General features: G+C 66.2%; 30 protein-coding genes and 1 pseudogene. 14 read left to right on the forward strand and 17 right to left on the reverse strand.

Features of this window, described 5'->3' with window-relative positions:
• Positions 1-262: 262 nt before the first annotated feature.
• The 4 genes from GV792_RS07755 to GV792_RS07770 all read left to right on the forward strand — a co-directional run bounded on the left by GV792_RS07755 (position 263) and on the right by GV792_RS07770 (position 2,477).
• On the forward strand, positions 263-520 hold the full coding sequence (locus tag GV792_RS07755) for a hypothetical protein (RefSeq protein WP_163823087.1): 258 nt from the start codon (positions 263-265) through the stop codon (positions 518-520).
• A 79-nt stretch (positions 521-599) separates the two neighbouring features.
• A complete protein-coding gene (locus tag GV792_RS07760; RefSeq protein WP_163823090.1) occupies positions 600-1,124 on the forward strand; it encodes a DUF3558 domain-containing protein in 525 nt (174 codons plus the stop codon).
• Between the two features lie 11 nt (positions 1,125-1,135).
• Entirely contained in the window at positions 1,136-1,495 is a 360-nt protein-coding gene (locus tag GV792_RS07765; protein WP_163823092.1) for a hypothetical protein, read from the forward strand.
• Positions 1,496-1,529: 34 nt separating this feature from the next.
• Positions 1,530-2,477 (forward strand): hypothetical protein, encoded by a 948-nt coding sequence (locus GV792_RS07770; protein WP_163823094.1) that lies wholly within the window; start codon positions 1,530-1,532, stop codon positions 2,475-2,477.
• 7 nt (positions 2,478-2,484) lie between these two features.
• Here GV792_RS07770 and GV792_RS07775 read toward each other — a convergent pair whose 3' ends face one another.
• From GV792_RS07775 to ppgK, 11 genes are all read right to left on the reverse strand, one after another.
• On the reverse strand, positions 2,485-3,147 hold the full coding sequence (locus GV792_RS07775) for a hypothetical protein (protein ID WP_163823096.1): 663 nt from the start codon (positions 3,145-3,147) through the stop codon (positions 2,485-2,487).
• Between the two features lie 716 nt (positions 3,148-3,863).
• The gene (locus GV792_RS07780) at positions 3,864-4,037 is read right to left on the reverse strand and encodes a hypothetical protein (RefSeq protein ID WP_163823098.1); all 174 of its coding nucleotides are present in this window, start codon (positions 4,035-4,037) and stop codon (positions 3,864-3,866) included.
• 314 nt (positions 4,038-4,351) lie between these two features.
• The gene (locus tag GV792_RS07785) at positions 4,352-5,800 is read right to left on the reverse strand and encodes a phage major capsid protein (protein WP_163823100.1); all 1,449 of its coding nucleotides are present in this window, start codon (positions 5,798-5,800) and stop codon (positions 4,352-4,354) included.
• A 2-nt stretch (positions 5,801-5,802) separates the two neighbouring features.
• Entirely contained in the window at positions 5,803-6,426 is a 624-nt protein-coding gene (locus GV792_RS07790) for an HK97 family phage prohead protease (RefSeq protein ID WP_163823102.1), read from the reverse strand.
• 160 nt (positions 6,427-6,586) lie between these two features.
• Positions 6,587-6,874 carry a hypothetical protein gene (locus GV792_RS07795; RefSeq protein WP_163823105.1) on the reverse strand — a complete coding sequence of 96 codons (288 nt, stop codon included), beginning with the start codon at positions 6,872-6,874 and terminating at the stop codon, positions 6,587-6,589.
• Positions 6,875-7,093: 219 nt separating this feature from the next.
• A complete protein-coding gene (locus GV792_RS30055; protein WP_163823107.1) occupies positions 7,094-9,082 on the reverse strand; it encodes an AAA family ATPase in 1,989 nt (662 codons plus the stop codon).
• On the reverse strand, positions 9,079-9,360 hold the full coding sequence (locus tag GV792_RS07805; protein WP_163823108.1) for a hypothetical protein: 282 nt from the start codon (positions 9,358-9,360) through the stop codon (positions 9,079-9,081). Before GV792_RS07805 ends, GV792_RS30055 begins: the two co-directional genes overlap by 4 nt.
• Positions 9,361-9,404: 44 nt before the next feature.
• Complete coding sequence (locus GV792_RS07810) at positions 9,405-9,689, reverse strand: hypothetical protein (protein WP_163823110.1); 285 nt, start codon at positions 9,687-9,689, stop codon at positions 9,405-9,407.
• A gap of 238 nt (positions 9,690-9,927) precedes the next feature.
• A complete protein-coding gene (locus GV792_RS07815; RefSeq protein ID WP_163823112.1) occupies positions 9,928-10,821 on the reverse strand; it encodes a tyrosine-type recombinase/integrase in 894 nt (297 codons plus the stop codon).
• A 96-nt stretch (positions 10,822-10,917) separates the two neighbouring features.
• On the reverse strand, positions 10,918-12,279 hold the full coding sequence (locus GV792_RS07820; RefSeq protein WP_163823114.1) for an RNA polymerase sigma factor: 1,362 nt from the start codon (positions 12,277-12,279) through the stop codon (positions 10,918-10,920).
• A 170-nt stretch (positions 12,280-12,449) separates the two neighbouring features.
• Entirely contained in the window at positions 12,450-13,208 is a 759-nt protein-coding gene (gene ppgK, locus GV792_RS07825) for a polyphosphate--glucose phosphotransferase (RefSeq protein WP_163823116.1), read from the reverse strand.
• 167 nt (positions 13,209-13,375) lie between these two features.
• Between ppgK and GV792_RS07830 the strand changes: the two genes are divergently transcribed.
• Positions 13,376-14,308 (forward strand): inositol monophosphatase family protein, encoded by a 933-nt coding sequence (locus tag GV792_RS07830; RefSeq protein ID WP_163823119.1) that lies wholly within the window; start codon positions 13,376-13,378, stop codon positions 14,306-14,308.
• Between the two features lie 10 nt (positions 14,309-14,318).
• Here the strand turns inward: GV792_RS07830 and cei are convergent, their stop codons facing one another.
• Positions 14,319-14,996 (reverse strand): envelope integrity protein Cei, encoded by a 678-nt coding sequence (gene cei / locus GV792_RS07835; protein ID WP_163823121.1) that lies wholly within the window; start codon positions 14,994-14,996, stop codon positions 14,319-14,321.
• Here cei and GV792_RS07840 point away from each other — a divergent pair.
• Positions 14,980-15,258 (forward strand): hypothetical protein, encoded by a 279-nt coding sequence (locus tag GV792_RS07840; protein ID WP_163823123.1) that lies wholly within the window; start codon positions 14,980-14,982, stop codon positions 15,256-15,258. The genes cei and GV792_RS07840 overlap by 17 nt on opposite strands.
• 111 nt (positions 15,259-15,369) lie before the next feature.
• On the forward strand, positions 15,370-15,672 hold the full coding sequence (locus GV792_RS07845) for a DUF4193 domain-containing protein (RefSeq protein ID WP_163823125.1): 303 nt from the start codon (positions 15,370-15,372) through the stop codon (positions 15,670-15,672).
• Positions 15,673-15,759: 87 nt separating this feature from the next.
• Here GV792_RS07845 and GV792_RS07850 read toward each other — a convergent pair whose 3' ends face one another.
• Positions 15,760-16,275 (reverse strand): DUF3093 domain-containing protein, encoded by a 516-nt coding sequence (locus tag GV792_RS07850; protein WP_163823127.1) that lies wholly within the window; start codon positions 16,273-16,275, stop codon positions 15,760-15,762.
• A gap of 74 nt (positions 16,276-16,349) precedes the next feature.
• Between GV792_RS07850 and dut the strand changes: the two genes are divergently transcribed.
• Positions 16,350-16,850 (forward strand): dUTP diphosphatase, encoded by a 501-nt coding sequence (dut, locus tag GV792_RS07855; protein WP_163823129.1) that lies wholly within the window; start codon positions 16,350-16,352, stop codon positions 16,848-16,850.
• A gap of 4 nt (positions 16,851-16,854) precedes the next feature.
• Positions 16,855-17,835, forward strand: a complete 981-nt coding sequence (locus GV792_RS07860; RefSeq protein ID WP_163823131.1) for a DUF3710 domain-containing protein — start codon at positions 16,855-16,857, stop codon at positions 17,833-17,835.
• A 30-nt stretch (positions 17,836-17,865) separates the two neighbouring features.
• Here GV792_RS07860 and GV792_RS07865 read toward each other — a convergent pair whose 3' ends face one another.
• Positions 17,866-18,573 (reverse strand): alpha/beta fold hydrolase, encoded by a 708-nt coding sequence (locus GV792_RS07865; RefSeq protein ID WP_163823133.1) that lies wholly within the window; start codon positions 18,571-18,573, stop codon positions 17,866-17,868.
• 123 nt (positions 18,574-18,696) lie between these two features.
• Here GV792_RS07865 and GV792_RS07870 point away from each other — a divergent pair, with 123 nt between their 5' ends.
• From GV792_RS07870 to GV792_RS07880, 3 genes are all read left to right on the forward strand, one after another.
• The gene (locus tag GV792_RS07870; protein WP_163823135.1) at positions 18,697-19,101 is read left to right on the forward strand and encodes an OB-fold nucleic acid binding domain-containing protein; all 405 of its coding nucleotides are present in this window, start codon (positions 18,697-18,699) and stop codon (positions 19,099-19,101) included.
• 3 nt (positions 19,102-19,104) lie between these two features.
• Positions 19,105-19,830, forward strand: coding sequence for a DUF3159 domain-containing protein (locus tag GV792_RS07875; RefSeq protein ID WP_256667998.1), 726 nt, complete (start codon positions 19,105-19,107; stop codon positions 19,828-19,830).
• Positions 19,831-20,035: 205 nt separating this feature from the next.
• Complete coding sequence (locus GV792_RS07880; RefSeq protein WP_163823137.1) at positions 20,036-20,671, forward strand: sigma-70 family RNA polymerase sigma factor; 636 nt, start codon at positions 20,036-20,038, stop codon at positions 20,669-20,671.
• A gap of 5 nt (positions 20,672-20,676) precedes the next feature.
• On the opposite strand, the gene GV792_RS07885 is transcribed toward GV792_RS07880, so the two are convergent.
• Both GV792_RS07885 and GV792_RS07890 read right to left on the reverse strand, forming a co-directional pair.
• Positions 20,677-21,348: a potassium channel family protein gene (locus GV792_RS07885; protein ID WP_163823139.1), complete on the reverse strand. Its 672-nt coding sequence runs from the start codon at positions 21,346-21,348 to the stop codon at positions 20,677-20,679.
• 3 nt (positions 21,349-21,351) lie between these two features.
• A complete protein-coding gene (locus GV792_RS07890; RefSeq protein ID WP_163823141.1) occupies positions 21,352-22,017 on the reverse strand; it encodes a potassium channel family protein in 666 nt (221 codons plus the stop codon).
• Between the two features lie 192 nt (positions 22,018-22,209).
• Between GV792_RS07890 and GV792_RS07895 the strand changes: the two genes are divergently transcribed.
• Together GV792_RS07895 and GV792_RS07900 are read left to right on the forward strand one after the other, a co-directional pair.
• The gene (locus tag GV792_RS07895) at positions 22,210-24,198 is read left to right on the forward strand and encodes an APC family permease (RefSeq protein WP_163823143.1); all 1,989 of its coding nucleotides are present in this window, start codon (positions 22,210-22,212) and stop codon (positions 24,196-24,198) included.
• Between the two features lie 28 nt (positions 24,199-24,226).
• Positions 24,227-25,621 (forward strand): class I SAM-dependent RNA methyltransferase, encoded by a 1,395-nt coding sequence (locus GV792_RS07900; RefSeq protein WP_163823146.1) that lies wholly within the window; start codon positions 24,227-24,229, stop codon positions 25,619-25,621.
• An 11-nt stretch (positions 25,622-25,632) separates the two neighbouring features.
• Here the strand turns inward: GV792_RS07900 and GV792_RS29530 are convergent.
• A pseudogene (locus GV792_RS29530) lies at positions 25,633-25,824 on the reverse strand (hypothetical protein); the annotation flags it as partial.

The following is a 25,824-nucleotide window of genomic DNA, read 5'->3' on the forward strand; positions in this document are numbered from 1 at the left end:
GGGCTCGGTGATGTGTATAAGAGTCTGGTGCTGGGCGGAACGCGGGCCGTTGCCGGTGAAACCTAGTCCAGGTAGTCGCGCACTATGAGCCACTGAACGCTGTAGCTGACCAGGGATTATGCAGGTCACGTGCAAACGTGGGGCGTGAAATATCTTGTACTGAGATTTCGCCCGAAACGGCTGTCCGATTGAGAGCGATATCACAGGCGCAACCTGATCTGTCGAGAACTCCGAAGCGTCCGAACCAGGGAAGGAAGCCTTCATGACGCTCTACAGCACCACGCGGACCGACGTGGGCGGTGGCCGCATCGTTCACCTCACGTTCCCCCACCTGGAGACCCGCTCATACGAGCACGTGGCCACCGAGGTGTTGAAGACTCTGAACGACGACGGACACACCGAGGTGAACCGCACCGTATATCCGATCGTCAGGGACGGGCAGGGCAGAGAAATATCGGCAGTTGATCTGATGCGTGAACTGGGGCAAGACTGGGTCGGCTGGCCCGCACTCGACGAGTGACGCGGGATGCGACATATCCGCTAGGGTGACGCGCGAAGCCTTGACGAAGGGGGATGCGTTGCCTAGGTACCGACTGCCCGTGGTTGCTGCCGCCGGTCTACTCGCCCTCGGATGCGGGACCACCGCGACTACCGGCGCGCCCACACCGGCGGAGACCGCAGCCGCCACCCCCGAGCCGCTCAACGTCTGCAAAGACCTGCCAGATGCTGCACTCACAGCGGCTGGGCTCGACCCGAGCACCGAGCTGGTGATCACCGATCCCCCGTCCGGGCCGTCGTCGTGGCGCGTCTGTGCATGGGACCCAGCCGGTATGTCCCAGGTGACCTATGTGGTTGAGCTGTACAGCACCAGCTACACACTTGCGGACAGCCGAAACAATGAGGACATGACGGACTTCACCGACGCCGAGATTGGTGGGCGCGAAGGAATCACGTTCATGGAGAAATCGGACACCGAGAAGGGCAGATGCCGCGCGGCCATCGCTGCGGAGCAGGGGTCGTTCATCGTGTCCACCGCTTGGCTGGAGACGGGCGAAAAGCCGACAGACCTGTGCGGGCTGGCCGTGCAATACCTTTCGGACCTGGAACCAGCACTACCGGAATAACAGGGGGAAACGTGGCCGACCAACTCAAGCACTGGCAGGGGCTCAAGCAACAAGCCATCGGCGGCGAGATGACGCTAGAGCGCGATGTCGGCGAAGCACTGGCGCGCGAGTGCGAAACACTGCTGGACAACCTACGCCGCCGAAAACAGCAGGCCAAAGCACTAGGATCGCTCGCGGGATACGGTGGGTTGCCGTCAGCAAACGACATCAAGGGAAAATTCGAGAAGCTGGCCACTGTGGAAGCCGTAGACCGGCTGGACGGCCTGATCGAGATTGCCGAGTTGATGCGCGACACCTACCTGGCGTCTATCGGCAAGCTGACCGAGCAGGACCAGCAGACCTCGCAGGCTCTGGGGAATGCAGGAAGCTAGGCTCTCGGTTTCGATTGCGTGAGACCATGTCCGCGTGCCCAGCTACAGCTTCAGGAACACCATCAAGCTCCGGAACGGCCACCGGATCGAGGTCGAGGGCGAGGAACAAGTGGTGCTGCTCGCCACTGAGCCCACCGAGGTGGATATCCGCCCGCTGTCAGCCCCGAAGTTCGCTGACGCTGCGGAACTGCGAGTGCAGGGAGGGCCGTATCCGTCGATAGAGGCGGCGATCGAGGCTGGAAAAAGCTGGCGCGCAATACTGTCGGTCGCCTTCGCCAAGCAACGCCTCGGCATCGACCTCGGACCCCAGGACGATCCGGTAGCGGAACGGAACGCGTTTCTCGCGGAGCTGGCGGCGGAGCAGGGCGTCCAGGCGCTACGGGGGCGGTACGGGCTTCTCGTCTTCCCGTCCGAACCACCAGCGATATTCGGCATGTCCTCTGTTGAGGTAGTCGTGCCGCATCGACCGGATGTACTTGCCCAGTTGGTCGACGAGGCGCGAGATTCTCTGGGCGACCCCCAGCTGACGGAGGCCCAAGAGTTGGCGTTGCGGCTGCTCCACCTGTCGTTCTTCGACACGAACCCCGAGACGAGATTCGTTCTGCTGGTGACCGCCATCGAGGCAGTCCTAGACCAAGGCGAACGCTCTGCAAAGTTCGTCCAGTGGCTTGAACACCTGATATCCGAGACCAAAGCATCGGGCTTGGACAAGGGCACACGGGACGCCATCCTGAACTACCTCGGCATGGGTAAGCGCGAATCCATAGGTGCTTCGGCGAAACGCCTGGTGGCACCGCTCGGTGAGCAAACGTACGACGGGCTGTCGTCACAGGCATTCTTCACAGCCTGCTACACCCAACGCTCCAATCTTGTCCACGCGAATCTGCCTAGGACGACCGTCCACGAACTCAGGAGCCGGCTGCCAACGCTGGAACGATTCGTGATCGAGGTTCTGGACGCGGAAATCCGAGGCGAGGCCTAGGTTCAGGTCAAGACTCTTGGGCAGCTTCCCCTTTCCTCTCCCGCCGCGCATTCATCTCCTCGATCTTCTCCCGTGCAATAACCTTGGCGGTCGCCCATCGGCCGCCGGGGCCGAACTCGTTATTCCCCTTCGCGTCGATGGAGAAGCGAAGCTTGGTGAGAAACTCTGCCTGCGCAACCGATAGCTTTTCGACAGCATCAGTTACGTCCTCCTTACTGACAGGAAACCCGAGATCGGTTACCACATCGGCGAACTTAATCGCTGCTCTCCACACGGTTGGAGGAGCGATACAAGAAAGCGAGTACAACTCATGCTCGATAGAGTAGTTCAGAGCCTTGATCTCCTTTAGCCACTCCAATGCCTCCGGTGCTTCGCTCGTAACACGATCCACCGTAATATCATCGGCAGTAGTGGCATCCAACGCCTTCTTTCCGAATTCTCCCACCTTGAACCGAGCGTCTTTGGCCCGAAGACACAAAACTAGGAACCGGGAAGAAGATTCCCAAATGTCTTTGTCCCACCGCTGACGATCCTCGCGCCTTTGCTTTCGTCGATCAACGAGGTACGCGGAGAAGAGGCCGATCGTCGCACCGATGACGACGAAACAGCCGGTGATGAGGGCTTGCCCGTACCAGGGCACCGAAGAGACCACAGCTTGCGCGAGCGTCATGAGTTGATCTTAGAGAGGGAAAGTTCGCGACGAGGCGTCCCGTAGGGGCCTATCTGGCACTGTGCGCCTATACCCCCCGGGGGGCCTTGCCGATCTGCCCTTACCGGCCTTCGTCCGGCCTCCAGCGCGTCTGATGGCATCAGTCGGGGCGCGCGCCAACCAGCACGGTGGGCCAGGGACACAAGGGGCGAGGCGGTGCGCTGCCGAGGAGGGCGCGAGGGGGCATGCCGCGCGGCGCGGCCGGTGGTGGGCGCGCTATGTCGTAATGGGTGGCCGAGAGGGCTGGATGGGTGGTGTCCGGTGTGTGTGCCATATGGAACCAATATAATTTGAGCATTCTTTGCTTTGCATTCGATGATTTACACACGTTGATGTGTCATTGCAGTGTATATGTTTGGATTGTGTATGTGGTGTGTGTGTATGTGAGTGTGTGTATGTGACATTGATGTATTGCAATGTGCATGTTATGCAGAGTGTGTATGTGCATATGGATATAGGTGGTATATGGGTTAGGGGTGGAGTTGGGGTGGTGGGGTAGGGCTGGCGCGGGTGGGTGCACACGTGATAGGTGAGGACGCGGCACGTCTGCTGGTGGCTTCGAGACGTGTATGTCTAGCTACTCAATTGTCATTGATTGTGGTGATTGGTGACCTATGGGAAATAAGGGATACGGAAGGCGTCACACCGGAATAGTGCTGGGCCTTACTCCAGTCATATCATTTCTCGCGGAGTGTTAGTTGACCCGAGCAGTCGCACCCCGGGCATTGCGGGCAGTGCCGGTCGTCGAGGACGGTGTCGAGAAGGGTTGCGGCGGTGTTGTTCCCGGCTCTTATCGCCATCTCGCGCAGATAGATCAGCTCGTGCAACGTGAGCGCCATCAAGATAGCCATCGGCTTCACCGCCTTTCACTGTGGGGAAACAACAGATCCGGCCCGGTTGGTCGACCAGGGAAGCGCCCCGGATCTGTTCCTTCTGTGTGCCTCCCCACCCGGGGGAGCAAGGGGTCCCGGGTTTTGTGAGGAGGTGGCGAGCGGATCGGTGATGTCCCGCAAGGGATGCGCTCGTGCCAACAAATCCCCCAAGAAGAGGTGCAGGGCACACCGATCCGCTCGCCATTCCCTCCGCGTTCGGCTCGGGGCCAAAGGGTGAATAAGACCCCCGCTCACCGACTCCCGGAGGGAGACTCTGTGGAGTTGTCCCTCTATCAGGCGGTGGTTGCCACGTTAAGGAGACGGAACGCGTTGTCCACGAGCACGTCGGAACCCACCCGGCCGTACAGGATCGCGCCCCGCTGGAGGGTAGGCCGGCGATTCGGGCCCAGCAGATGGGGTACCAGCTCGAGGGTCGCCCCGATGCGATCCACGATCACGAACTGGCTGAAATCGCCATAAGCCAGGAGATAGTTCGTGGCTGTCACGGCGGGATTCACCGAGGGGTCCATATTGCTGTTCTCGTTGACCGTCCGGCCCAACAGGGTCGGTGGGGCGGTGTGCAGCCCCGGATATTTCAGGGACCCGTTGTCGGTCTCGCTCTGCCGGAAGTAATTCAGTGTCGGGAGAGCCGCCTGCCAGGAGGCATTGGCCTGGAAGCGCGGAGGTAACGCGTTCTGCAGCAAGTACGGATCGCCGTCCGCGAGAGCTTCTGTGCCACCACCGGCGACGATCACCGAGGGCGAGGAAGCTGCCAGTGCGGTCACGAACCCGGTGGGCTGGCCGGAGCCGGTGCCGGTGGTGAATGCCGCGTTCTGTAGCTGGAGAACGGAGTCCGCCATGACTTTCTGCAGCTCCCGGAGGAATCCCAAGCCGTCTTGTTCCAGTTCCACGGAGAAGGGAACGAACGTGTCGTACTTGTGCACGGGGATGCTCGGATTTGCGATGGTGGGAGAGCCGTCCGCCACCTCCGCGGCCTCGGCTACCCACTCGGAAGTTGCCCCGGCGCTGGTGATCCCCGACCAGTGATCGGATGCGGTGGTGACCACCCGGGATACGGCCCGCAGGGTGTTGGCGCTGCCGTCGTTGGTCAGGATGATTGCCGGATCGAGGAACTGTGGCACCAGGAACCCGCCCTGACTGTCTGTCGTGATGTTCATCGCGGCGCGAGTGTGCTCGGCCTCCCGGTAGGCTTCGGACTCCTCCGGGGTGAACATCATGTGGCCCCGGGTGGGATCGACCAACAGGCGCGCGAAAGCCCGTTCGTAAGCCGGGTTGCCTGCGGCGAGTGACCAGCGGGCCGTCCAGTTGCGGTCCTCGGGGCGGCCCGTATCCAAAAGGTGCTGTACGCGCTCGGCACCGGTTGCCGGGAGCAGTTCGGCGCGGACCTGTTCATCGAGTCGACGCATGGCCCGGTCGCGGGGTGTACCGCCGCGTTTGCGGTCCGTGGTCGACGATGTGCCGGAACCGCCGCTCTCGAAACGGCCGGAGGTCGGGTTGCTGGCGAATTCGTTCTTGACGCGTTCGGCCTCGTGTTCGATGTGCCGTTGCTCGGTCTTCAGCGTGCGGAGCCGGTCGGTCAGAATCGTGAACCGCTGGGAGTCGGCGGTATCCAGATTGTCGTCGCCATTGCGCTCCAGCAGCTCGTCGGCCTCGGTGGTCAGTTCGGTGATCTCGGCCCGGATCTCGTCCAGGGTGGCTGTGCGCCCGTTCTTGTGCTTCATCTCTAGAGTTCCTTCAGTAAGTCGAGCATCCGGCGAGCCTGTGCCGCGCTCAGGAGGTGGGGGCATGCTGCGCCGCCGTCTGCCGAACGGACGGATACCGATGTGCCCGCGTAGGCAGGTGAGAGGACCGGTCCGGCCTCCATCAGCTGGACTTCGCGCAGGGTCCGATGCAGTTGCTTGCCCGCATGTAGTGCACGCTGCACGTGCTCCCCGGCAATGGTCTTGCCGCGCTCGTCGACCCACGAATCTCGGAGCACTCGGAAGCGGAACGACATGCCTGTCACGGCCTCCTCGGCAATGGCTTCCCGGACCCGCTCGGCGGCCTGGTTGGCGAACACGCGGCCGGTCACGTGCAGGCCGTGGGTGTCCTCGTGGAGCGCGACGAACTTGCCTATGGGTACCTCGCCGACGGCGGGATCGCTGCCGTGGTTCCACTGGAGGGCGGGCATGCGCTCGGTCAGGGTCTTGCGGAAGGCGCCCCGCGCAATCGACTCGGTGAACTCGCCGGAGTAGTCCCGGATGGTCGTACGCTGGTCGAATACGGCGGCATAGCCCTCGAGTGTGCGTCCGTCGCCGGAGTCGCTGGACTGGCGGAATTCCCACTCTCGGATCAGTTCTCGGCTCATTGGACGAACCCTCTTCTTGCGCAGCATGATTACAGGTGCGGCAGAGGTGAGCAGTTCGCTCGGCGTCGTCCTCGACAGCGGCCGGGTGGATCGGTTAATCCGGCGCGGTCCGCTCGTCTGAAGACAATTATAACCCCTACGGGGTACCCGTGTCTCAGATTCAGTCCTCGTCCAGCTCGCCGATGTCGTCCGGGCAACTCGGCAGCCAGACCGGCGCGGGCATGTCGTCTACGCCGATGCTGTCGTCGGTGAGCAGTGAGAGGTCGACCTCGGCGAGCGGGCCGTGCCAGGTGAAGCGCACACAATCGGCCTGCGGCTGGGCATAGACCCCTGGCCCGAGGGCCAGGCGGCGGGCGTACTCCTGTGGATCGTCGCAGGACAACTGGGCCAGCGCTTGCGCGATGACGGCGGTGATCTTCTGGTTGAATAGATCGTTAGCAGAGTTCATGACGTCGCCTTTCTGATCACGGCCATCTCCTTGTTGGTTCGCCAACTTTGAAGGGGCGGCGTGCCTGTTTCGGCCACCACTTGACCTCTTCGCAGGTCACGGCCCATTTCTTGCAAGGGGCGAGGAAGGGAAGGCCACCTCTTGGAAGAAATGGGGTCCTACCTGCGAAGAAGCTAAGAAGTGGGGTAAAAAACAACTGCCACCCGTCCCGCTTCTTGGCTAGCCAGTGGTCGTCCACAGCCACCTCTCTCCCTGCTTCCGAGAGGCGATGTGGAGCCGGCGCTTGGCCGTTTTCAGGGCATCGCGGCCATATCCCTCGGCCTCGGCCGCCTTCGATACATCGCTCGCCGCACAGCTGCCCCGGTTGTCGTCCATGAACCGCTGCAACCACTCGCGGCAGTCCTGGGCGTCGCTGTCCCGGTTTTCATGGTTGAGCCGCGCATGCTCGGTGGCGGTATGGTCCGACTCGCCTACGTAGACCACCCGGCCCACCGTCCCGTCGTCGTCATTGGCGGGCTCCCAGAATTGCACCGGCTCGACCCGGAACACCGATGCCGGGACCACGCCCGCCAGATTCGCCTTGTCCGGCCCGACCACCAGTCGCCCCTCGTCGTCGTGCTGGGCGAACAGGGTGGATCGCGCCTTCTTCCGTAGCTCGCTGGTGATGCCGTACCGGTCCCGGGAGTCGGCCGATTGCACCCGGTTCGTGTGGGTCACCAGCAGCACCGCCACACCTAACCGGGTCGCCAGTTCCCGCCAGGGATGCAGTGCCAGTCGCGCGGCTTGGGGGTCCTTGACGTTGTACTTGTCCGGGACCACATCGAGCCAGGCGTCGACGACCAGCAGCGCGAACGGGGGCGGGTTGTCCAACAGCGCCATGTCCTTGCCGGGAAGGACCGGGGACCCGGAACCGTCGGGTTCGGCGCAGATCACATACACCCGCGCGATGTCCGCACCCGCGACCTCCAATCGGGGCCGGACCGTCGTCGACCAATCGTCCTCGGTGAGCACCAGTATCACGTTCTGCGGTTCGCGAGCCGGAATGCCGAAGGGCTCGAATGCCGCACCCGTGGTCACCAGTGCGACCAGCCAAACCCACCACGTCGATTTGCCCTTGCCCTCGTCACCGGTGAGCAGCGACACCGCGGATACCGGGATGCGGCCACGCGCCAGCCATTTCGGTTGGGCACTCGGGGCAAGGTCGGCTGCCTTCCAGAGTTTGACCCGTCCTGCCTTTGTTGCGGTTTTTCCTTCGGACGACTCGTCGGAGCCCACCAAGCTACCCGGCCGTGATACGAGCGGCATCGTGTCGATCCCCAGAAGTTCGTCATCGCTGGGCGGCTTGCAGCGCGGGTTCCGTTTTCCGGCGTTCAGCCCCGACCGAAGCGTCGCATGCACCGCATGTATTCCGTCGTCGGAGACCAGTCCGCACTCCTTCGCGGCGGCGGTGAGTTCACGCCTTACCTCGGATTCGTCCAGACCAGCCCCAGCGACCAACCGGCCCAGCGCATACGCCGAATCGTTGAGTCGCTGATTACGCCTGCCTTCGGCGCACATCGCCAGCCTGTCCCGCTCGCCGGCCAGAGCGCTTGCCAGGTAATCCTTCTCGAGTGTGGTGAGTTCGTGCCCGTCGTAGAGATCGGAAACCTCCGCCGGTTCACCCACCGGGTCGACCTCGTCCAGCCAGTTCATGAGAGCTTCGGAACCCTCGGCGTCCCCCTCGGCGAGTGCAGCCAGATCGGCGAACACGATCTCGTATCCTTGACCCGCATAGCCCTTGTCGAACCGGGTCGAACCGGGCAGAAATACCAGCGTCCCGTGGGATTGGATATCGAGCCCCGGCCACTCCGGATGGTCCGATCCGAAATGCCTGGTGCGCAACGCCGGATGACCCGCGACCAGGAAATGTACGCCACCGCCGGGAGTCTTCACCTCCGCGAAGATGCGGACTCCCAGATGCGCCAACAGGGCCCGGACCTTCTCGATATCGCCACCGTTGCGGGGATCGACATCACAGACCGCGCATGCATCGCCCATCAGCCCTAGTACCGCGTCCCTGCCAAGCCGGAAACGCTTGAGGTGCCTGTCATTCGTGGCTGGGTCGCGGTTCCAGTGGTCGGCCGCACTCCAGGGGGCGGCAGTGTGCTTGATGGTGAATGCGACACCCATCGCGTCCAACTCATCGAGGAACTGCCGATATGTGATCACTCGCCATCACCTCCGACCACATGCAGATCGGTGAACTCGCGAATCCGGACACCCTGGCCGATGTAGCGCACGGTGACCATTCCGCCGATGCGGGTTTCGGGCGGCAGGCCACAGGTAACGACCATTTCGGCAGATTCGGCAGCGGATATCGGGCGACTGCGGACCAGTGCCCCAGGGCGCTTGGCGAACCATCGCCGGTCGCGGTCCATCTGCTTGTCGACGGCGCGGCCCAGGGGGCAGGTCTCCTGATGAGTCAGCTTGTTCAGGGTCTGATCCACTCCGGCCCCGCAATCGGGGCAAGCATGCAGAGCCGCCGTCGTGTTCACGCGGCCTCACCACCGAACGCGGCCCGTGCTTCGGCGGCCTTGCGGCGTGCCTGCACGGACTTCAGGGCGAGCCGGGTGAAATATGCCTTTCGGGCATGCTCCGCGCGGCGGGCGCGTTCGGCCTCGGTCAGCTTCCGGTCGGGGTCGACTTGTCGGTCGAAACGATCCATGAAGCCCTCGCGGGCGGGTGCGGTCCGGGCGGCGCGGTCCTCGGTATGAGACCAGGACTCATGTGCGCCCAGGCGGCCGTATAGCGCGCGCTCGGACGGGGAGATAGGCATGGGGAGCCTCCACAGCAGTCGTCAACTGTGGTGCGGCTCCGGGGAAGTAGACGCCAGCTTCGTCTATCCACGCGATGCACCAGGATGCCTGTCCGCATTGCCTGATCTTCGTTTCCCCGCCCATATCAGCCGCTGGCCAGCCGGGCGGGCTACTGCCCCACCTCCGAGTGGGGAGACTCACTCTGCCGACCAGACTACAGGCCAGGGGACCACAGCGCTCGCAGAGTTCGGGACCGATTCACAGATCCCCCAGATTCAGGGAGGCGGCCTCGGCGGCGGCGCGTTCGGACGCAGTTGCGCGGGTGTACCTGTCGATCATGTCGCGCCTGGTCCAGCCCGCCACCGCCATCAGCCCGCCTTCGGAACCACCCGCCGAGAGCCAGCGAGTCGCCGCCGTATGCCTCATCCGATGCGGATGGAAGTTCGCGATCCCGGCGAGCCCGGCCCGGTAGAGCAGCGCGCTGTACAAACCTTGGTAGCCGAGATTCTTTCCCCGGTCGCCGAGCCAGAGCGTCGGGGTGTTCGCCAACCGATGGGTGCGCCGTGCGCGGAGATAGCGGTCGATGGCACGACCGGTTTGCGGTCCGAACGGTGTGAGTCGGCCTCGCCCCGTCTTGCTGCGGCGCACCACGGCCAGCCCGCGCGACAGGTCTACATCGGAGATTTCCAGGCCGACTACCTCACCGGCGCGGCACCCCGTCTCGGCCATGAACCGGACGATCGCCATATCCCGCAGCTCGCGGAAGTCTCGACCCTGGCATGTCTTGATCAGCGCGCGTAGCTGGTCGTCGGTGAGCGGGTCGACGATCTTGATGTCCAGCTTCGGGGGTTTCAGCCCGAGCAGTTCGTCGCGGTCGGTCTCGCCCTCATCGGCCAGCCAGGCGCTGAACCGCTTGATCGCGAGCTGCCGGGATCGGGCGGTCGAGGCTTCGGCCCCGTTGTCGAGCAGGTCGGCCGTGAACCCGGCGACGGCAGCCTTGGTCAGCACGGTCGGTGAACCGGTCCGTTCACACCAGGCCAGAAACTGCCGCACCCCAAGCCCGTAGGACTTCAGAGTCTCGGCAGACTTCCGTTCGGCCCGTAGCGCCAGCTCCCAGGAGGGGAGTAGCTGGGCCAGGTCCGGTGTATCCATGGCTCGAGAATACCTCTGTTAGCAACGCTGTGCTCGCAAAAATACTCTCGATTGACCGGCAAACTAGCAGGTCAACGCCATGGATACACCGATCACTCAGTCGAGGTAGTCGCGCAGGACCTGGGAGCGGCTCGGGTGACGCAGCTTGCTCATGGTCTTGGACTCGATCTGGCGGATGCGTTCACGGGTGACCCCGTAGACCTGGCCGATCTCGTCGAGGGTGCGCGGCTGACCGTCGGTCAGGCCGAAGCGCAGCCGCACCACACCCGCCTCACGTTCGGACAGCGTCTCCAGCACCGACTGCAGTTGATCCTGCAGCAGGGTGAAGCTCACCGCGTCGACCGCGACGACGGCCTCGGAGTCCTCGATGAAGTCACCGAGCTGGCTGTCGCCTTCGTCGCCGATGGTCTGATCCAGCGAGATGGGCTCACGCGCGTACTGCTGGATCTCCAGCACCTTCTCCGGCGTGATGTCCATTTCCTTGGCCAGCTCCTCCGGCGTGGGCTCACGACCCAGGTCCTGGAGCAGCTCACGCTGGATGCGACCGAGTTTGTTGATGACCTCCACCATGTGCACCGGGATGCGGATGGTGCGGGCCTGGTCGGCCATGGCGCGGGTGATCGCCTGACGGATCCACCAGGTGGCGTACGTGGAGAACTTGTAGCCCTTGGTGTAGTCGAACTTCTCCACCGCGCGGATAAGACCCAGGTTGCCCTCCTGGATCAGATCCAGGAACGCCATACCGCGGCCGGTGTAGCGCTTGGCCAGCGAGACCACCAGGCGCAGGTTGGCCTCGAGCAGGTGGTTCTTGGCGCGGTTGCCGTCGCGGATGATCCAGTTGAAGTCGCGGCGGGTGGCCACCGGCAGCTTCTCGCCCTGCTCGGCGAACTCGCGCATCTTCTCCGCCGCGAACAGGCCCGCCTCGATCCGCTTGGCGAGTTCGACCTCCTCCTCGGCGTTGAGCAGCGCGACCTTGCCGATCTGCTTGAGGTAGGCGCGCACCGAGTCGGCCGACGCCGTGAGCTCGGCATCCTTACGGGCCTGGCGCAGGGCCTCGGATTCCTCCTCGTCCCAGACGAAATCGCCGGAGGCCTTGTCCGCGGCGGACGGCTCCTCGGCCGCCTCCTCGGTGTCCTCGGCGACCTCTTCGACCAGCTCCTCGCCCTCGTCGGTCAGGTCGTCTTCGGAGACCTCGAGATCACCGAGATCCTCGACGTCCATCGACTCGTCGTCGAGATGCTCGTCGCCGTCCTTGCCCTTGGCCGCGGCCTTCTTGGCACCGGCCTTTTTGGCGGGTGCCTTTTTCGCTGCGGCCTTCTTGGCGGGCGCCTTCTTGGCGGCGGCCTTCTTCGCCGGAGCCTTCTTGGCGGCAGCCTTGCGAACCGGCCGTGCTTCGGTTACATCGTCGGAGTCGGCGTCGGCCGATTCGGCGGTCTGACGGGTATTCGTGGCTACCACGTACGCCCTTTCGTGACGGTCTCGTGCGGCGTCACGCCAGAGTAGATATCCGGCGGAGCGGTCTGTCGGGTTGCACCGGCCAGCGCCGGTCGGGTTTCACCGGCTCACCGCCGGGCAGTTCCATTGTAACGATCGGACCCGCATGGTCTCGCCTCCGATGCCGGGAACCGCTAAGGTGCGATCCCCGCATCGATGGCCATAGCGGCTCCGACGATGCCCGCGGTGTTCTTCAAATTCGCCGCGATCACCGGAGTTCGGTTGGTCAGCAACGGGATCCATTGCGCTGCATCCCGGCTGATCCCGCCGCCCGCGACGAACACTTTCGGCCAGAAGAGGTTCTCGAGGCCGATCAGCACGGTACTCACCTGGGTGGCCCACTGCTGGTACGACAGGCCGTCGCGATCCTTGATCGACGCGGCCGCCCGGTGCTCGGCCTCCATCCCGCCGATCTCGACATGACCCAACTCGCTGTTGGGCACCAGGGTGCCGTCGTACAGCAGTGCCGAGCCGATGCCGGTGCCGAAGGTCAGCAGCAGCACAAGGCCGTCGAAATCCTTTGCCGCGCCATAGCCGTCTTCGGCCATGCCCGCGGCATCGGCGTCGTTGAGGACGGTCACCTCCCGCCCGCCCAGCGCCGCGCTGAACAGCGTCCTGGCATCGGTGCCGATCCAGGCAGGATCGATGTTGGCGGCCGTGCGTGCCACGCCGTCGAGCACCACGCAGGGCAGGGTGATGCCCACCGGTCCGTGCCAGCCCGCCTGGGCGACCAGGTCGGCGACCGTTTCGGCCACCGCGTGGGGTGTCGCGGGTTGCGGGGTCGCGATCTTGATGCGCTGGTGGATGAGCTCACCGGTGGCCAGATCCACCGTGGCGCCCTTCACGCCGCTGCCACCGATATCGATCCCGAATGCGTGCCCCCGAGCGGACATGACGGTTCCTCGTTCCCTGTGCCGGCCAGTACGGATTCCGTGCCGCCGCACCGGGGCGTCGCGATCGCCTGCCGGCGCGCGAACAGGTGCCCGACGACGGCATTGTGTCGTGCACGACAAGAGTAGTGGCCCGCCGCGGCTGCACGGTTCCCAGGATCTGTGGTGCGATGGAGTGCGTGCCGGAACCGACATCGTCGCTGACCCCAGCCACCGTGACCACCGACAATCCCGAGATCACCCCGCCCGACGCGGCCGAGCTGCGCCGCGTCGCGGTCGAGCTGGCCGAGACCGCCGCCGCGCATGTGCGGGCCCGCAGGCCCGAGGTGTTCGGGCCAGCCGGTACCGGTGTGGACGGTGCCGTGCAGACCAAGAGCACCCCCACCGATCCGGTGACAGTGGTCGACACCGAGACCGAGCAGCTCATCCGCGCGATGCTGGCGCGTCAGCGGCCGGCCGATCACATCCTCGGCGAGGAGGGCGGCGGCGACCTCGAACGCGCCGAGGACGACACCGTGGTCTGGGTCGTCGACCCGATCGACGGCACCGTCAATTTCCTGTACGGGATCCCCGCCTATGCCGTGTCGGTGGCCGCTGTGCGCGCGGGCCGATCGATTGCGGGCGCGGTGGTCGACGTCGCCGCCGCGCAGACCTATCGTGCCGGCCTCGGACTCGGTGCCGAACGCATCGACGCCGATGGCTCGGTGCACCCGCTGCGCTGCACGCCGGTGGAATCGGTGCGCATGGCGCTGGTCGCGACCGGATTCGGCTACGGCACGGCGCGACGAGCGCGCCAGGCCGCCCTGGTGGCCGAGGTGCTACCGCGGGTACGTGATATCCGCCGGATCGGGGCGGCCGCGCTGGATCTGTGCATGGTGGCCGAGGGGCGCGTCGACGCGCACTACGAGCACGGCCTCAATCCGTGGGACTGGGCCGCCGGTGCGTTGATCGCCACCGAGGCCGGTGCCCGCGTGGTCCATCCGCCTGCCACCTCCACCGGCGGCGAGGGCGAGCTCGTCGTCGCGGCCGCACCGGGCATCGCCGAGGAACTGCTGGCCCTGCTGGACGAGCTCGGGGTGAGCGCGCCCATCCCCGAGCCCTGAGGCAGGCCGCTCAGCAGCGGGCGTGCCTGGCCGCGTCGAGCAGCTCGATATCGAGAGCGGGGGTCGCGCCGGATGCCGGGTTCTTCAGCGAACGCAGCACCTCCTCGGCGTCATTGGACGGCTGGATATCGCGGAACAGTGAGCCGAGCACCAGATCGACGGTGTCGTCGGCGCGCTTGTCCTCGATCAGTTCGGCGCACGGCACGGCCAGCTGTACCGCTGCCGCGGCCCGGCGCCCATCCACACCGAAGCGGATCTGGCCCATGCATTCCAGGTCGCCGTTGACGTATATCGAATCGTTGCCATAGGGCTCACCCGGGACACTTCCGAAACCGAGGTCCCCGAGCTGGGCCGCGGCATGGGCGGCCTGGCCGCGCTGGTTGTTGGCGTTGAGGACGCGCAGCTTGGTGTCGGCGAGCGCGGCCGGTTCCACGTCCTCGAGCCGGCTCGGACCGACGCGCGTGCCCAGTTGAGGCTGCGGTTCGGCGTCCGGGCCGGTGGCCGGGCTCGGCGAGTTGCACGCCATCGCCGTGTAGTCGGTGTCCTCGGTGGTCAGCGCCTTGATCCACACGATCGTGCAGATCAGGGCCAGTACCGCGACCAGGATGAGCCAGGGCTGCAGGCGCCGTCGGATGAAGGGTCGACCCCGCGAATCCGATGCGCTGCCTTCGGTGATCAGTGAAACCACCAGCACACTCTACGAAAATGTTCGGCCGAACCTTGCAGCCGCCGTGCGGTTGGTCTCGATCCGTGGCATCGATGGTGTCGATTCCCTGACGGTTTCGACTCGGCTGTGTTTTGATTGCGACTTTTCTCTGACGGTCCGCTATTGTCTGGCGGCCCAGATCGAAACACCGGCGCGAAAATCGGTGCTTGGTCGCGGGAACAAGCAGGGCATGTTCAGCGTTGTCCGACTGCTATCCGGTGCAGAACTTCAGAATCTGCCCTGATAGGGGACCGGTACACGTGTGATGTGTGCCACCGGCGGGGCGGTGTGGACAACCGAAAGGAATGTCTGCGCCGATCCGGGATATACGGAGTAAGGACGAGGGGAAGACGACATGGCAACCGACTATGACGCACCGAGGCGCACCGAATCCGACGAGGTGTCGGAGGATTCGCTGGAGGAGCTGAAGGCTCGTCGCAACGAGGCTCAGTCCGCCGTCGTGGATATCGACGAATCCGATACCGCGGAGTCGTTCGAGCTTCCCGGCGCGGACTTGTCCGAAGAAGTGCTGACGGTCCGGGTGGTACCGAAACAGGCCGACGAGTTCACCTGCTCGAGCTGTTTCCTCGTACATCACCGCAGCCGACTGGCCAGCGACAAGGGCGGCCAGATGATCTGCATGGACTGCGCGGCCTGAGCACGCGCCCGATATCGCTACGGCCCCGCGAACAAGGATTCAGCATCCTTTCGCCGGGCCGGTCGACCGCGCCGTCGGGTGGGGACCTCAGTCCGCGCTCGGCAGCCCAAGCGCGGCCAGGACCCGTTCGGGCCGACGCGTACTGATCAACCAGTACGGAGTCGGGTCGTCCGGGTCGTCCAGCACCAGCAACACCATCGACCCGATCCACGGGCGATGCTGCACATAGGCGGCGGGGTCGAGCTGACGACCCAGCGCCGCGCTCTTCGCACTCGCGGGCACCACGGCCGCGCGGGCGATGAACTCCACCGGGAGATGCGCGCGATCCACGCGCAACTCCGGTGCGCCGTTCGCATCGGTGGCCACGGCCACCCGATGCCTGCTCATCCACCACAGCACCCACACCGGCACCGGGAACAGCAGCACATAGGGCAGCCATGCCCGCACGCCAGGTGCGCCCATGTGGATCTCGGCGGCCAGCAGACCGGCGATGGCGAAAGCCACCGGCCACCACCACAGCGGCACCCACAGGCGCTCTCGGTAGACGGGCGAACCCGGCCGGGTCGTGCGCTGGGTATCGGCTGGTACGGGCTGGTCGGACACAACTCAAGAGTAAGCCAGCGGCTCGCCGGTCCTACGCACAGGTACAGCCGGGAAAACGCGTAGGCTCGTGCTACGTGAGCGCACTTTCACCGATACCTTTGCTGCGGCTCGATCCCGGCATCCCCGTGCCCACGCGTGCCCATCCCGGCGACGCGGGCGTGGATCTGTGCACCACCGAGGACGTCATCCTGGAACCAGGGGAGCGGGTGCTGGTCGGCACCGGAATCGCGGTCGCCCTCCCGGTGGGCACCGTCGGCCTCATCCATCCTCGTTCGGGGCTTGCGGCCAAAACCGGACTGTCGGTGGTCAATACCCCCGGCACCGTCGACGCGGGGTATCGCGGCGAGATCAAGGTGTGCCTGATCAATCACGATCCGCGCACGCGCATCGAGCTGCGTCGCGGCGACCGGATCGCCCAGCTGCTGGTGCAGCGTGTGGAACTGGTGGATTTCGTCGAGGTCGACCGGCTGGACGAGACCACGCGCGGTGCGGGCGGCTACGGCTCCAGCGGTGGTCACGCGAGCCTGAGCGCCTCCGCCGATGCGGCGCGGTCGGCGACCGGCAAGGAGGAATGACGCGATGTTCGGAAAGAAGAAAGCCACCCGCCGGGACAGAAGCGCCGACGACGACCGTTACGACGAATCCGGCGAGTACACCGACTTCGACGGTGACGAATACGACACCGACGAATACCCCGAGTATTCCGACGATTTCGCCGAGGCGATCGCGGCCGACGAGGGCTACGACGACGAGGGGGACGACGAGGAGTACGACGACGACGACTCCGACTATCGCCGGGCCGAACACGCCGCGCCCGATGACGACGGGGAGCAGCAGACCGGCCCCTACGACTTCGAGGAAGTCTCGGAGCTGCTCGAGTCGGTCGCCGATCAGCGGCTCGACCTCGGCTCGGTGATCCTGCCGGTGCCGCCGGGCGGTCAGCTCCAGGTGGAGATGACCCCGGAAGGCACCCCGCAGGCGGTACATCTGGCCACCGAGCACGGCCGGATCACCGTCGCCGCCTACGCGGCGCCGAAGTCGCCGGGCCAGTGGCGCACCGTGGCATCGGATCTGGCCGACTCACTGCGCAAGGACGGTGCGAAGGTCGCCATCGAGACCGGACCGTGGGGCCGGGAGCTGTTCGCCGTCACCGAGGGTGCGGATCTGCGCTTCATCGGTGTGGACGGTTACCGCTGGATGGTCCGGCTGGTCGCCGCGGGTCCGTCGGGCGCCGCGGATGCCGACAGTCCACTCGTGACGGCGGCCAGGGCGATTTTGGGTGAGACGGTGATCCGCCGCGGCACCGATCCGCTGCCAGTGCGCGAACCGCTTCCGGTGGTGTTGCCGCAGGAACTGGCCGATCAGCTCGCCGCCGCGCATCAACAGCAGGTGGAGGCCCAGCAGCAGGCCGTCGCGGCGCAGCAGCAGGCGATGGCCGCGCAGCAGGGCACCCCGGGTGTGGTTCCCGGTATCGCGCCGGGTGCGGGCAGGCCGGTTGTGCCGGACCAGCCGCGCCGCGGGGCCGACGGGTCGGCCATGCAGCAGCTCGGCCGCAACTGAGGGTGATCGCTCTCGGCGAGCCCGGGGGTACTACCGCCGGGCTCGGCCGAGGGCGTCCAGTCCGAGCCGTCCCACGATGGCCGGATCGGCACCCAGCTCATCGAGGGTGAGTTCGGTCAACACGGAGTCCGGGATCAGCCGGGCCCATTCCTGGGCGACCGGCCACGGGTGCACCGGGTCGTCGAGTGCGCCGATCACCGCCACCGGGGTCGTCACCGTCTCGAGGCGTTGCGGCTCCGGCCACTTGTAGGCGGCGGCCTCCTCCAGCGCCTCGGGCAGATATGGCCATTGCGAGCGCCATGAGCGGTCCAATGCGTCACCGAGCCATGCCGGACTGCCCGCCCGCATGCGCGCCACGACCTCCTCCAGGCCGTCAGCGCGTAAGGCCGCGGCCGTGCTCGCCGCGCTGACGGCGGCGGGGCATCCGCCGCTGTCGGGGCCGGTCCAGGCGGGTAGTGCGGCAAGGACCCCTGCCGCGGCGTCCGGTCGCGAGCTCGCCCATTCGATGGCGACGGCGGCGCCGAGCGAGATGCCCGCCGCCAGTACCGGACCTCGGTGCGCTGCGGCGTCGAGCGCGGCGAAATAGCTCTCCACCACCGCACGTGGGTCGGGTTCGACGGCGATCAGCTCGAGTCCGCGCTCGGCACACGCCGGGCCGAACGCGCGGCGCGCGAAGTGGGCATCGGACCCGGTACCTGGAAGCCCGACAACGACGGCGGGCGTGGGTGAGTCGAACATCGGACCGAGCGTAGCGGTGTGCTGGTTGCCCATCTACAGTGGCGGTGTACGGCCGCAGACGGTCGTGCGGACAACGAGATGGTCGTGCGACCCACGTCCATCAGCTCTACAGGAGACCGAGCAATGTCTTCCTTCGGAGGAAGAAGGGCGGCTTCGAACCCCGCCTCGGGATATTTTCGCAGGCTCGGGCGCAGACTGACCGAGGACATCGATCAGCTCGACGCCGAGGAGCTGGCCGAAACGGCCGACGCCTCGGGAGCCTGCCGGGCATCGGAGTGTCGCCGCGGCGACGAAGCGACGATGCTGGGACGCCTCCGTAGTGTCGAGGCGTGCCCACAGTCCGCCGGCGCGAGCGTGCAGGCGGAGTTCTACGACGGCACCGACGCCATCACCCTGGTGTGGATCGGGCGCAAGCGCATCCCCGGTATCGAGTCGGGGCGTCGGATCATGGTCCGCGGTCGCGTGGGCGACCGGGACGGCCGCAAGGTCATGTACAACCCCTACTACGAACTGCGCGGGAACAACTGACGTATGCCATCGAGCGACGAGAACGCACCGACGCCCGCCGATTTCACCGCCACCGCGCCGGGGCCTGTGCCCGACGGCACCGCCGGTGAGGAGGTCGATGCGGAGGTCGCCCGCCAGCAGACGCTGCTCGAACAGCTCGGTGGTTTCAGCGGCCTGATCTATTCGACCCTTCCGGTCCTTGTCTTCGTCCCCGTCAACACCGTTGCCGGGCTCACCGTCGCGGTCTGGGCGTCGCTCGGTGTCGCCGCCGCCATCCTGATCTGGCGGCTGGTGCAGCGGGATCCGGTGCAACCGGCGATCTCCGGTTTCATCGGCGTCGGCATCTGCGCCTTCATCGCCTACCGGATGGGAGAGGCCAAGGGGTTCTTCCTGTTCGGCATCTACACCAGCCTGGTGTACGGCGGTGTGTTCCTGGCCTCGATCCTGGTGCGCTGGCCGTTGGTCGGTGTCATCTGGGGTGTGCTCAACGGCCACGGAACCGATTGGCGGGCCGACCGCCGCGTGGTGCGGCTCTACGATGTCGCCACGTTGGCCTGGGTGCTGGTGTTCGGTTCCCGGTACCTGGTGCAGTCACATTTCTACGACACCGACCACACGGGCTGGCTCGCGATCGCACGCATCGCGATGGGGTGGCCGCTGACAGCGGTGGCGCTGGCGGTGACGGTGTGGGCGGTGCGCCGGGCCGGACATCTGCCCGCCGCGTCCGCGACGAAGGCCGACACCGCCTGACCCGGCCAAGGGCCGGAGGCGGTAGCGGAGCGTCACCACCCAGGGGCCTCCGGGTCGGGCGAAATGGATACCGCCTGATCGTGCGGGTCTGTGCCAACTCGCCGGGAAGGTGAGGTGGTACCCACCCTGGGGTGTCTGGCCGCGGCCCCGTCTTCGTCAGACGATCGTTTCATCACCACGAACGATCGCTGAGAGGACTGGCGAATTGGCTACCCAGCGCACCACCGCCACCACCCGCACGGGCCGCAGGCAGGACAATCCGGCCCTGTCGGAGAGCCGCCGGGTATCGGCCGAGCTGAACACGCTGATCGGTCCCGCCGCGTCGGGCGACGGTCGTGCGGTCACCGATATCCTGCGTTTGATCCACCCGCTGGTGCACCGCTACTGCCGGTCCCGGCTGGGCAATACCGCGCATCTGCAGGTCACCGCCGACGATGTCGTGCAAGAGATCCTGCTGGCCACGGTGCACGCCATTCCGCGCTACCGGGATCAGGGCAAATCGTTCCTTGCCTTCGTCTATGGGATCGCGGCCAACAAGGTCGCCGACGCCTTCCGCCGCTCGCAGACCCACCCGGCCTATCCGACCGACGAGGTGCCCGAGACGGCGTCGCAGGCGGCGGGCCCGGAGGAATGGGCGCTGGCCTCCGAGCGTCAGCGCGAGACCCGTCAGCTCATGGAAGTGCTCGCGCCGGTGCACCGGGAGGTGCTGGTGATGCGGATCATTCTCGGATGGACCGCGGCCGAGACCGCCGACGCCATCGGCACCAGCCCCGGCGTGGTGCGGGTGATGCAGCATCGGGCGCTGAACAAGCTGCGCGCCGAGCTGAAGGTCCCCGCCTGAAGGCTTCAGGCGTTGGCGCCGTGGGAAGCCAGCGCGGCCCGCAGCTCGTCCTCACCCTCGGGCGAGGTGACGAACAGCAATTCGTCCTCGCCCTCGAACGGGTCGTCGGCTTCGGGCACGATGACCCGCCCGCCGCGCAGAATCGTCACCAATGCGGTATCGCGCGGCAGCTTCAAAGTGCGCACCGGCTTACCGGCGAGCGAGGTGTCCGGCGGCAGCGTCAGCTCGACCAGGTTCGCCTGACCCTGCCGCAGCGTCATCAGCCGGACCAGGTCGCCGACCGAGACCGCCTCCTCCACCAAAGAGGCCAGCAACCGCGGCGTCGACACCGCGACGTCCACACCCCAGGACTCGTCGAACAGCCATTCATTGCGCGGATCGTTGACCCGCGCCACCACCCGGCGCACACCGAACTCGGTCTTGGCGAGCAGGCTGTGCACCAGATTGGCCTTGTCGTCGCCGGTGGCAGCGATGACGACCTCATAGGTTTCCATCCCGGCATCCTCGAGCAGAGCGAGTTCGCAGGCGTCGGCGTGCACCCAGATCGCGTCCGGGATGGCCGCGGGATCAATGTGGTCGAGCTGGCGTTCGAGCAGCATCACCTGGTGCCCGTTGCGTAGCAGCTCCCTGGCGATGGATCGGCCGACGGCTCCGGCCCCGGCAATGGCCACCTTCATATCTCAGTCCTCGTTCGCTGGGGGCTTACCGGCGAGGGCGACGGCTTCGCCGACCGAACCGGATGTGGCGGCCACATAGATGATGTCCTCGGCCTGCACCACGGTCTTGCTCTCCGGAAGCACGCCCTGGCCGAAGCGGATGATGAACGCCACCCGGGCGCCGACCGTGCGTTCCAGATCGCGCACCGTGCGCCCGTACCACTCCTCGTGCAGGGTCAGCTGGGCGACGGCCACCGTGCCGGTGGGGTCACGCCAGGTGGTGGTGCCCGCGTCGCCGATCAACGTGTGCAGGAACCGGTCGGTGGTCCACGGCACCGTGGCGATGGTGGGGATGCCGAGCCGCTCGTAGACGGCGGCGCGTTTGGCGTCGTAGATCCGCGCGACCACGCGTTCGACACCGAACATCTCTCTGGCCACGCGCGCCGAGATGATGTTGGAGTTGTCGCCGGAGGACACTGCCGCGAAGGCGCCCGCCCGTTCGATGCCCGCGCGCGTCAGCACGTCTCGGTCGAAACCGACGCCGAGCACCCGCTCGCCGGGGAAGTCCGCGCCGAGGCGCCGGAACGCACTCGGATCGCGGTCGATCACGGCGACCTCGTGACCTATCCGGACCAGGGCGCGCGCGAGCGACGAACCGACGCGTCCGCACCCCATGATCACTACGTACACCGTGCAACCTCGTTCCTGGAACCGTGGCGTCCGGTCTGTTCGTCCGTCCGGGATCGAACCGTACTCGCCACGTGTCCCCAGAGCCACGTTCCCCCTGCCAGGTCACATCAAACCTGTCAGCACCGCATCGAACTGGGGAACTACCGTGACGTCCCGGGGCGGATCGAATCGGTGGGGCCTATGCTCGCTCCAGTGTCCAAGTTGACGACGGCGGCGAAGCGAATGCTGCTGGGCAGGCCGTTCCGCAGCGATTCGCTCGGTCATACCTTGCTGCCGAAGCGAATCGCCCTGCCCATTTTCGCCTCCGATGCCATGTCGTCGGTCGCCTACGCACCCGAAGAGATCTTCCTCGTGCTGTCCGCGGCCGGGATCTCCGCGTTCGTATACGCACCGTGGGTCGGTATCGCGGTCGCGGTGGTGATGGCGGTGGTGGTCGCCAGCTATCGGCAGAACGTGCACGCCTATCCGTCGGGTGGTGGTGATTACGAGGTCGCCACGACCAATCTCGGTCCCAACGCGGGCTTGACGGTCGGTAGTGCGCTGCTGGTGGATTACGTACTCACCGTCGCGGTCTCGATCTCGTCGGCGGCCTCCAATATCGGCTCCGCCATTCCGTTCGTCGCCACGCACAAGGTGCTGTTCGCGGTGGTGGCAATCGCCTTGCTGACCGCGATCAATCTGCGTGGTGTGCGCGAGTCGGGCAAGACGTTCGCGATCCCCACCTACGCGTTCATCGTCGGTATGTTCTTCATGCTCGGCTGGGGCCTGCTGCGCATCTACGTCTTCGGCGAGGAACTGTCCGCCGAATCGGCGGGCTTCGGTCTCGATGCCGAGGACGAGCATCTGTACGGCATCGCCTTCGCGTTCCTGATCGCGCGTGCCTTCTCCTCCGGGTGTGCCGCGCTGACCGGTGTCGAGGCCATCAGCAACGGTGTGCCCGCGTTCCGGAAACCGAAGTCGCGCAATGCCGCGACCACGCTGCTGCTGCTCGGCGTCATCTCGATCACCTTGCTGATGGGCATCATCATGCTGGCGCAGAAGATCGGGATCGTCTACGCGCACAACCCGGAAAACCTGGTTGGAGCGCCGGCCGACTACCACCAGAAGACACTGATCGCCCAGCTCGCGGAGACAGTGTTCGAAGGCTTCCCGATCGGCTTCTTCTTCCTGACCGTGGTGACCGCATTGATCCTGGTGCTCGCCGCGAACACCGCGTTCAACGGTTTCCCGGTGCTCGGCTCGGTGCTCGCCCAGGACCGCTACCTACCGCGTCAGCTGCACACCCGCGGTGACCGGCTGGCCTTCAGCAACGGCATCCTGTTCTTGTCCGGCGCCGCCATGGCCTTCGTCGTCCTGTTCGGCGCCGAGGTGACCAAGCTGATCCAGCTCTACATCGTCGGTGTCTTCGTCTCGTTCGTGTTGAGCCAGACCGGCATGCTGCGGCACTGGACCCGGCTGCTGCGCACCGAAACCGATGTCGCGCAGCGCTCCAGGATGAAGCGGTCACGGGTGATCAATGCCATCGGCCTGACCCTGACGGGGACGGTGCTGGTGATCGTGGTCATCACCAAGTTCTTCGCGGGCGCCTACATCGCCATCGCGGTGATGGTCGCCATTTTCGCGGTGATGAGGATGATTCGGCGCCACTACGATTCGGTGGCCCGCGAATTGGACGAACACGAATGGGATGGAGTGCTGCCGAGCCGGTCGCATTCGATCGTGCTGGTCTCGCGGCTGCATCTGCCGACCCGCCGGGCGCTGGCCTACGCGCGCGCCACCCGGCCCGACACCCTCGAGGCGATCACGGTCAACGTCGACGATCCCGATACCAGGGCGTTGGTGCGCGAATGGGAGCGCAGCGATATCAACGTGCCGCTCAAGGTGATCGAATCGCCGTACCGTGAGATCACCAAGCCGGTGCTGGACTACGTCAAGCGGGTGCGCAAGGACGCGCCGCGCGATGTCGTCACCGTCTTCATCCCGGAATACGTCGTTGGTCACTGGTGGGAGCAGGTGCTGCACAACCAGAGTGCGTTGCGGCTCAAGGGCCGGTTGCTGTTCGAACCGGGTGTGATGGTGACAAGTGTGCCCTGGCAGCTGAGCTCCTCGGCCAAGGCAAGGGCCGCAGGGGTGACCAATGCGCCCGGTGCGGTGCGGCGGGGTTACGAGGATCGGCCATGAGCACGGTGTGTGCGCCCGGAGTGCCACGATGAGCGACTGGCGCGGCAAAACCTTCGAGGTGCGGCTCGGACCGCCCGGCCACGGTGGGTTCTGTGTCGGGCGGCACGAGGGCAGGGTGGTGTTCGTCCGGCACGGCCTGCCCGGGGAACTGGTGCGGGCGCGGGTCACCGAGGACGCGGGTGGTTCGTTCTGCCGGGCCGACGCGATCGAGATCCTGGAGGCCTCCACGGACCGGGTGGCCGCCACCTGCCCGGTGTCGGGACCCGGCGGGGCGGGGTGCTGCGACTTCTCGCATGCCACGCCCGCCGCGCAGCGCGGACTCAAGGCGTCGGTGGTGGCCGAGCAATTGCGCCGGATCGCCGGTATCGACCGCGACATCGTTGTCGAACCGCTCGATGCCGGCGTCACCACCGGTGGCTGGCGCACCCGGGTGCGGTTGCCGGTCGATGCGGCGGGCCGGGCCGGCGCGCACCGATATCGCAGCACCGAGGTGATCGCCGACCTGCGCTGCCCGCAACCGGTGCCGGGTGCGCTGGACGGTATCGCCGACCGGGTATGGACGCCGGGCGCGGACCTGGTGGTCGCCGTCGACGGTGACGGTGTGCGGCACATCGTGGAATTGGCGCCACCGATCGATGCCGGCACCGGCCGGGGGCGCGACCGACGTGGTGACGCCGCCGACAGCGAACGCGAGGGCCCTGGGCGTTGGCGTGCGGGGGACCGCCCGCATCACGGCAAACGCGGCGGGCCGCGCGGGCGCCGTGGTGAAGCGCGGCCGGGAAACGCGGAGCGGCAGCGTGCGGCCGCGCATCGCGCCGCGGCCCATGCGGTGCGCGATGAATGGCTGATCGAGGGCAGCGGGCGGGCCACCGAGTATGTCGCGGGCAGGCGCTGGCAGTTGGCGGCGACCGGTTTCTGGCAGGCGCATCGGGATGCCGCGCAACGCTATTCGGATGTGGTCGCACAGTGGTCGGCGCTCGACCCCGGTGCCGCGGCATGGGATCTGTACAGCGGTGTCGGAGTGTTCGCGGCGCGGCTGGCCGATCAGGTGGGGCCGACCGGTTCGGTGCGCGCGGTCGAATCCGCCCGGGGTGCCGTCGCCGATGGCACCGCTGCCCTTGGTGATCTTCCGCAGCTCGAGCTGCGCGGTGGCCGCGTCGAACGTTGGGTCGCCGAGCACACCGGCACCGCACCAGAGGTTGTCGTCCTTGACCCGCCGCGGGCCGGCGCGGGCAAGGCGGTCATCGGCGCGGTCGCCACCGTCGCCCCCGACCGGATCGTCCACATCGGCTGCGACCCCGCCTCCTTCGCCCGCGATCTGGGTCTCTACCGCGCCGCGGGCTACCAACTCACCGAACTGCGTGCCTTCGATGCCTTCCCGGCGACACACCACGTCGAATGCCTCGCGCTCCTGCAGCGTTGAACATGAGCCGATCAGTCGAGTTGCCAGGTCACCCGAAGGTCGGCGGCGATCTCTGATTCGCCGAGTTCCACCGGGACGGGGGCGGCGGCATAGGCGATTTCCGCGGCGCGGTAGAGACCCAGATCGCGGGCGAAGGAGGCGGGGTCGCAGCCGATGTGGACGATCCGGTCGGGGGCGACGGTGGCGACCGCGCCGATGACCGC

The sequence above is a fragment of the Nocardia cyriacigeorgica genome, assembly GCF_010868145.1.
Taxonomy (GTDB): domain Bacteria; phylum Actinomycetota; class Actinomycetes; order Mycobacteriales; family Mycobacteriaceae; genus Nocardia; species Nocardia cyriacigeorgica_D.

Excerpts from the sequence above, each read along its gene's own strand:
- GV792_RS07755 (WP_163823087.1), top strand. The coding sequence starts at position 263 with ATGACGCTCTACAGCACCACGCGGACCGACGTGGGCGGTGGCCGCATC.
- GV792_RS07775 (WP_163823096.1), bottom strand. The coding sequence starts at position 3,147 with ATGACGCTCGCGCAAGCTGTGGTCTCTTCGGTGCCCTGGTACGGGCAA.
- GV792_RS07780 (WP_163823098.1), bottom strand. The coding sequence starts at position 4,037 with ATGGCTATCTTGATGGCGCTCACGTTGCACGAGCTGATCTATCTGCGC.
- GV792_RS07785 (WP_163823100.1), bottom strand. The coding sequence starts at position 5,800 with ATGAAGCACAAGAACGGGCGCACAGCCACCCTGGACGAGATCCGGGCC.
- GV792_RS07790 (WP_163823102.1), bottom strand. The coding sequence starts at position 6,426 with ATGAGCCGAGAACTGATCCGAGAGTGGGAATTCCGCCAGTCCAGCGAC.
- GV792_RS07795 (WP_163823105.1), bottom strand. The coding sequence starts at position 6,874 with ATGAACTCTGCTAACGATCTATTCAACCAGAAGATCACCGCCGTCATC.
- GV792_RS07810 (WP_163823110.1), bottom strand. The coding sequence starts at position 9,689 with ATGCCTATCTCCCCGTCCGAGCGCGCGCTATACGGCCGCCTGGGCGCA.
- GV792_RS07815 (WP_163823112.1), bottom strand. The coding sequence starts at position 10,821 with ATGGATACACCGGACCTGGCCCAGCTACTCCCCTCCTGGGAGCTGGCG.
- ppgK (WP_163823116.1), bottom strand. The coding sequence starts at position 13,208 with ATGTCCGCTCGGGGGCACGCATTCGGGATCGATATCGGTGGCAGCGGC.
- GV792_RS07830 (WP_163823119.1), top strand. The coding sequence starts at position 13,376 with ATGGAGTGCGTGCCGGAACCGACATCGTCGCTGACCCCAGCCACCGTG.
- GV792_RS07845 (WP_163823125.1), top strand. The coding sequence starts at position 15,370 with ATGGCAACCGACTATGACGCACCGAGGCGCACCGAATCCGACGAGGTG.
- GV792_RS07860 (WP_163823131.1), top strand. The coding sequence starts at position 16,855 with ATGTTCGGAAAGAAGAAAGCCACCCGCCGGGACAGAAGCGCCGACGAC.
- GV792_RS07865 (WP_163823133.1), bottom strand. The coding sequence starts at position 18,573 with ATGTTCGACTCACCCACGCCCGCCGTCGTTGTCGGGCTTCCAGGTACC.
- GV792_RS07870 (WP_163823135.1), top strand. The coding sequence starts at position 18,697 with ATGTCTTCCTTCGGAGGAAGAAGGGCGGCTTCGAACCCCGCCTCGGGA.
- GV792_RS07875 (WP_256667998.1), top strand. The coding sequence starts at position 19,105 with ATGCCATCGAGCGACGAGAACGCACCGACGCCCGCCGATTTCACCGCC.
- GV792_RS07885 (WP_163823139.1), bottom strand. The coding sequence starts at position 21,348 with ATGAAGGTGGCCATTGCCGGGGCCGGAGCCGTCGGCCGATCCATCGCC.
- GV792_RS07900 (WP_163823146.1), top strand. The coding sequence starts at position 24,227 with ATGAGCGACTGGCGCGGCAAAACCTTCGAGGTGCGGCTCGGACCGCCC.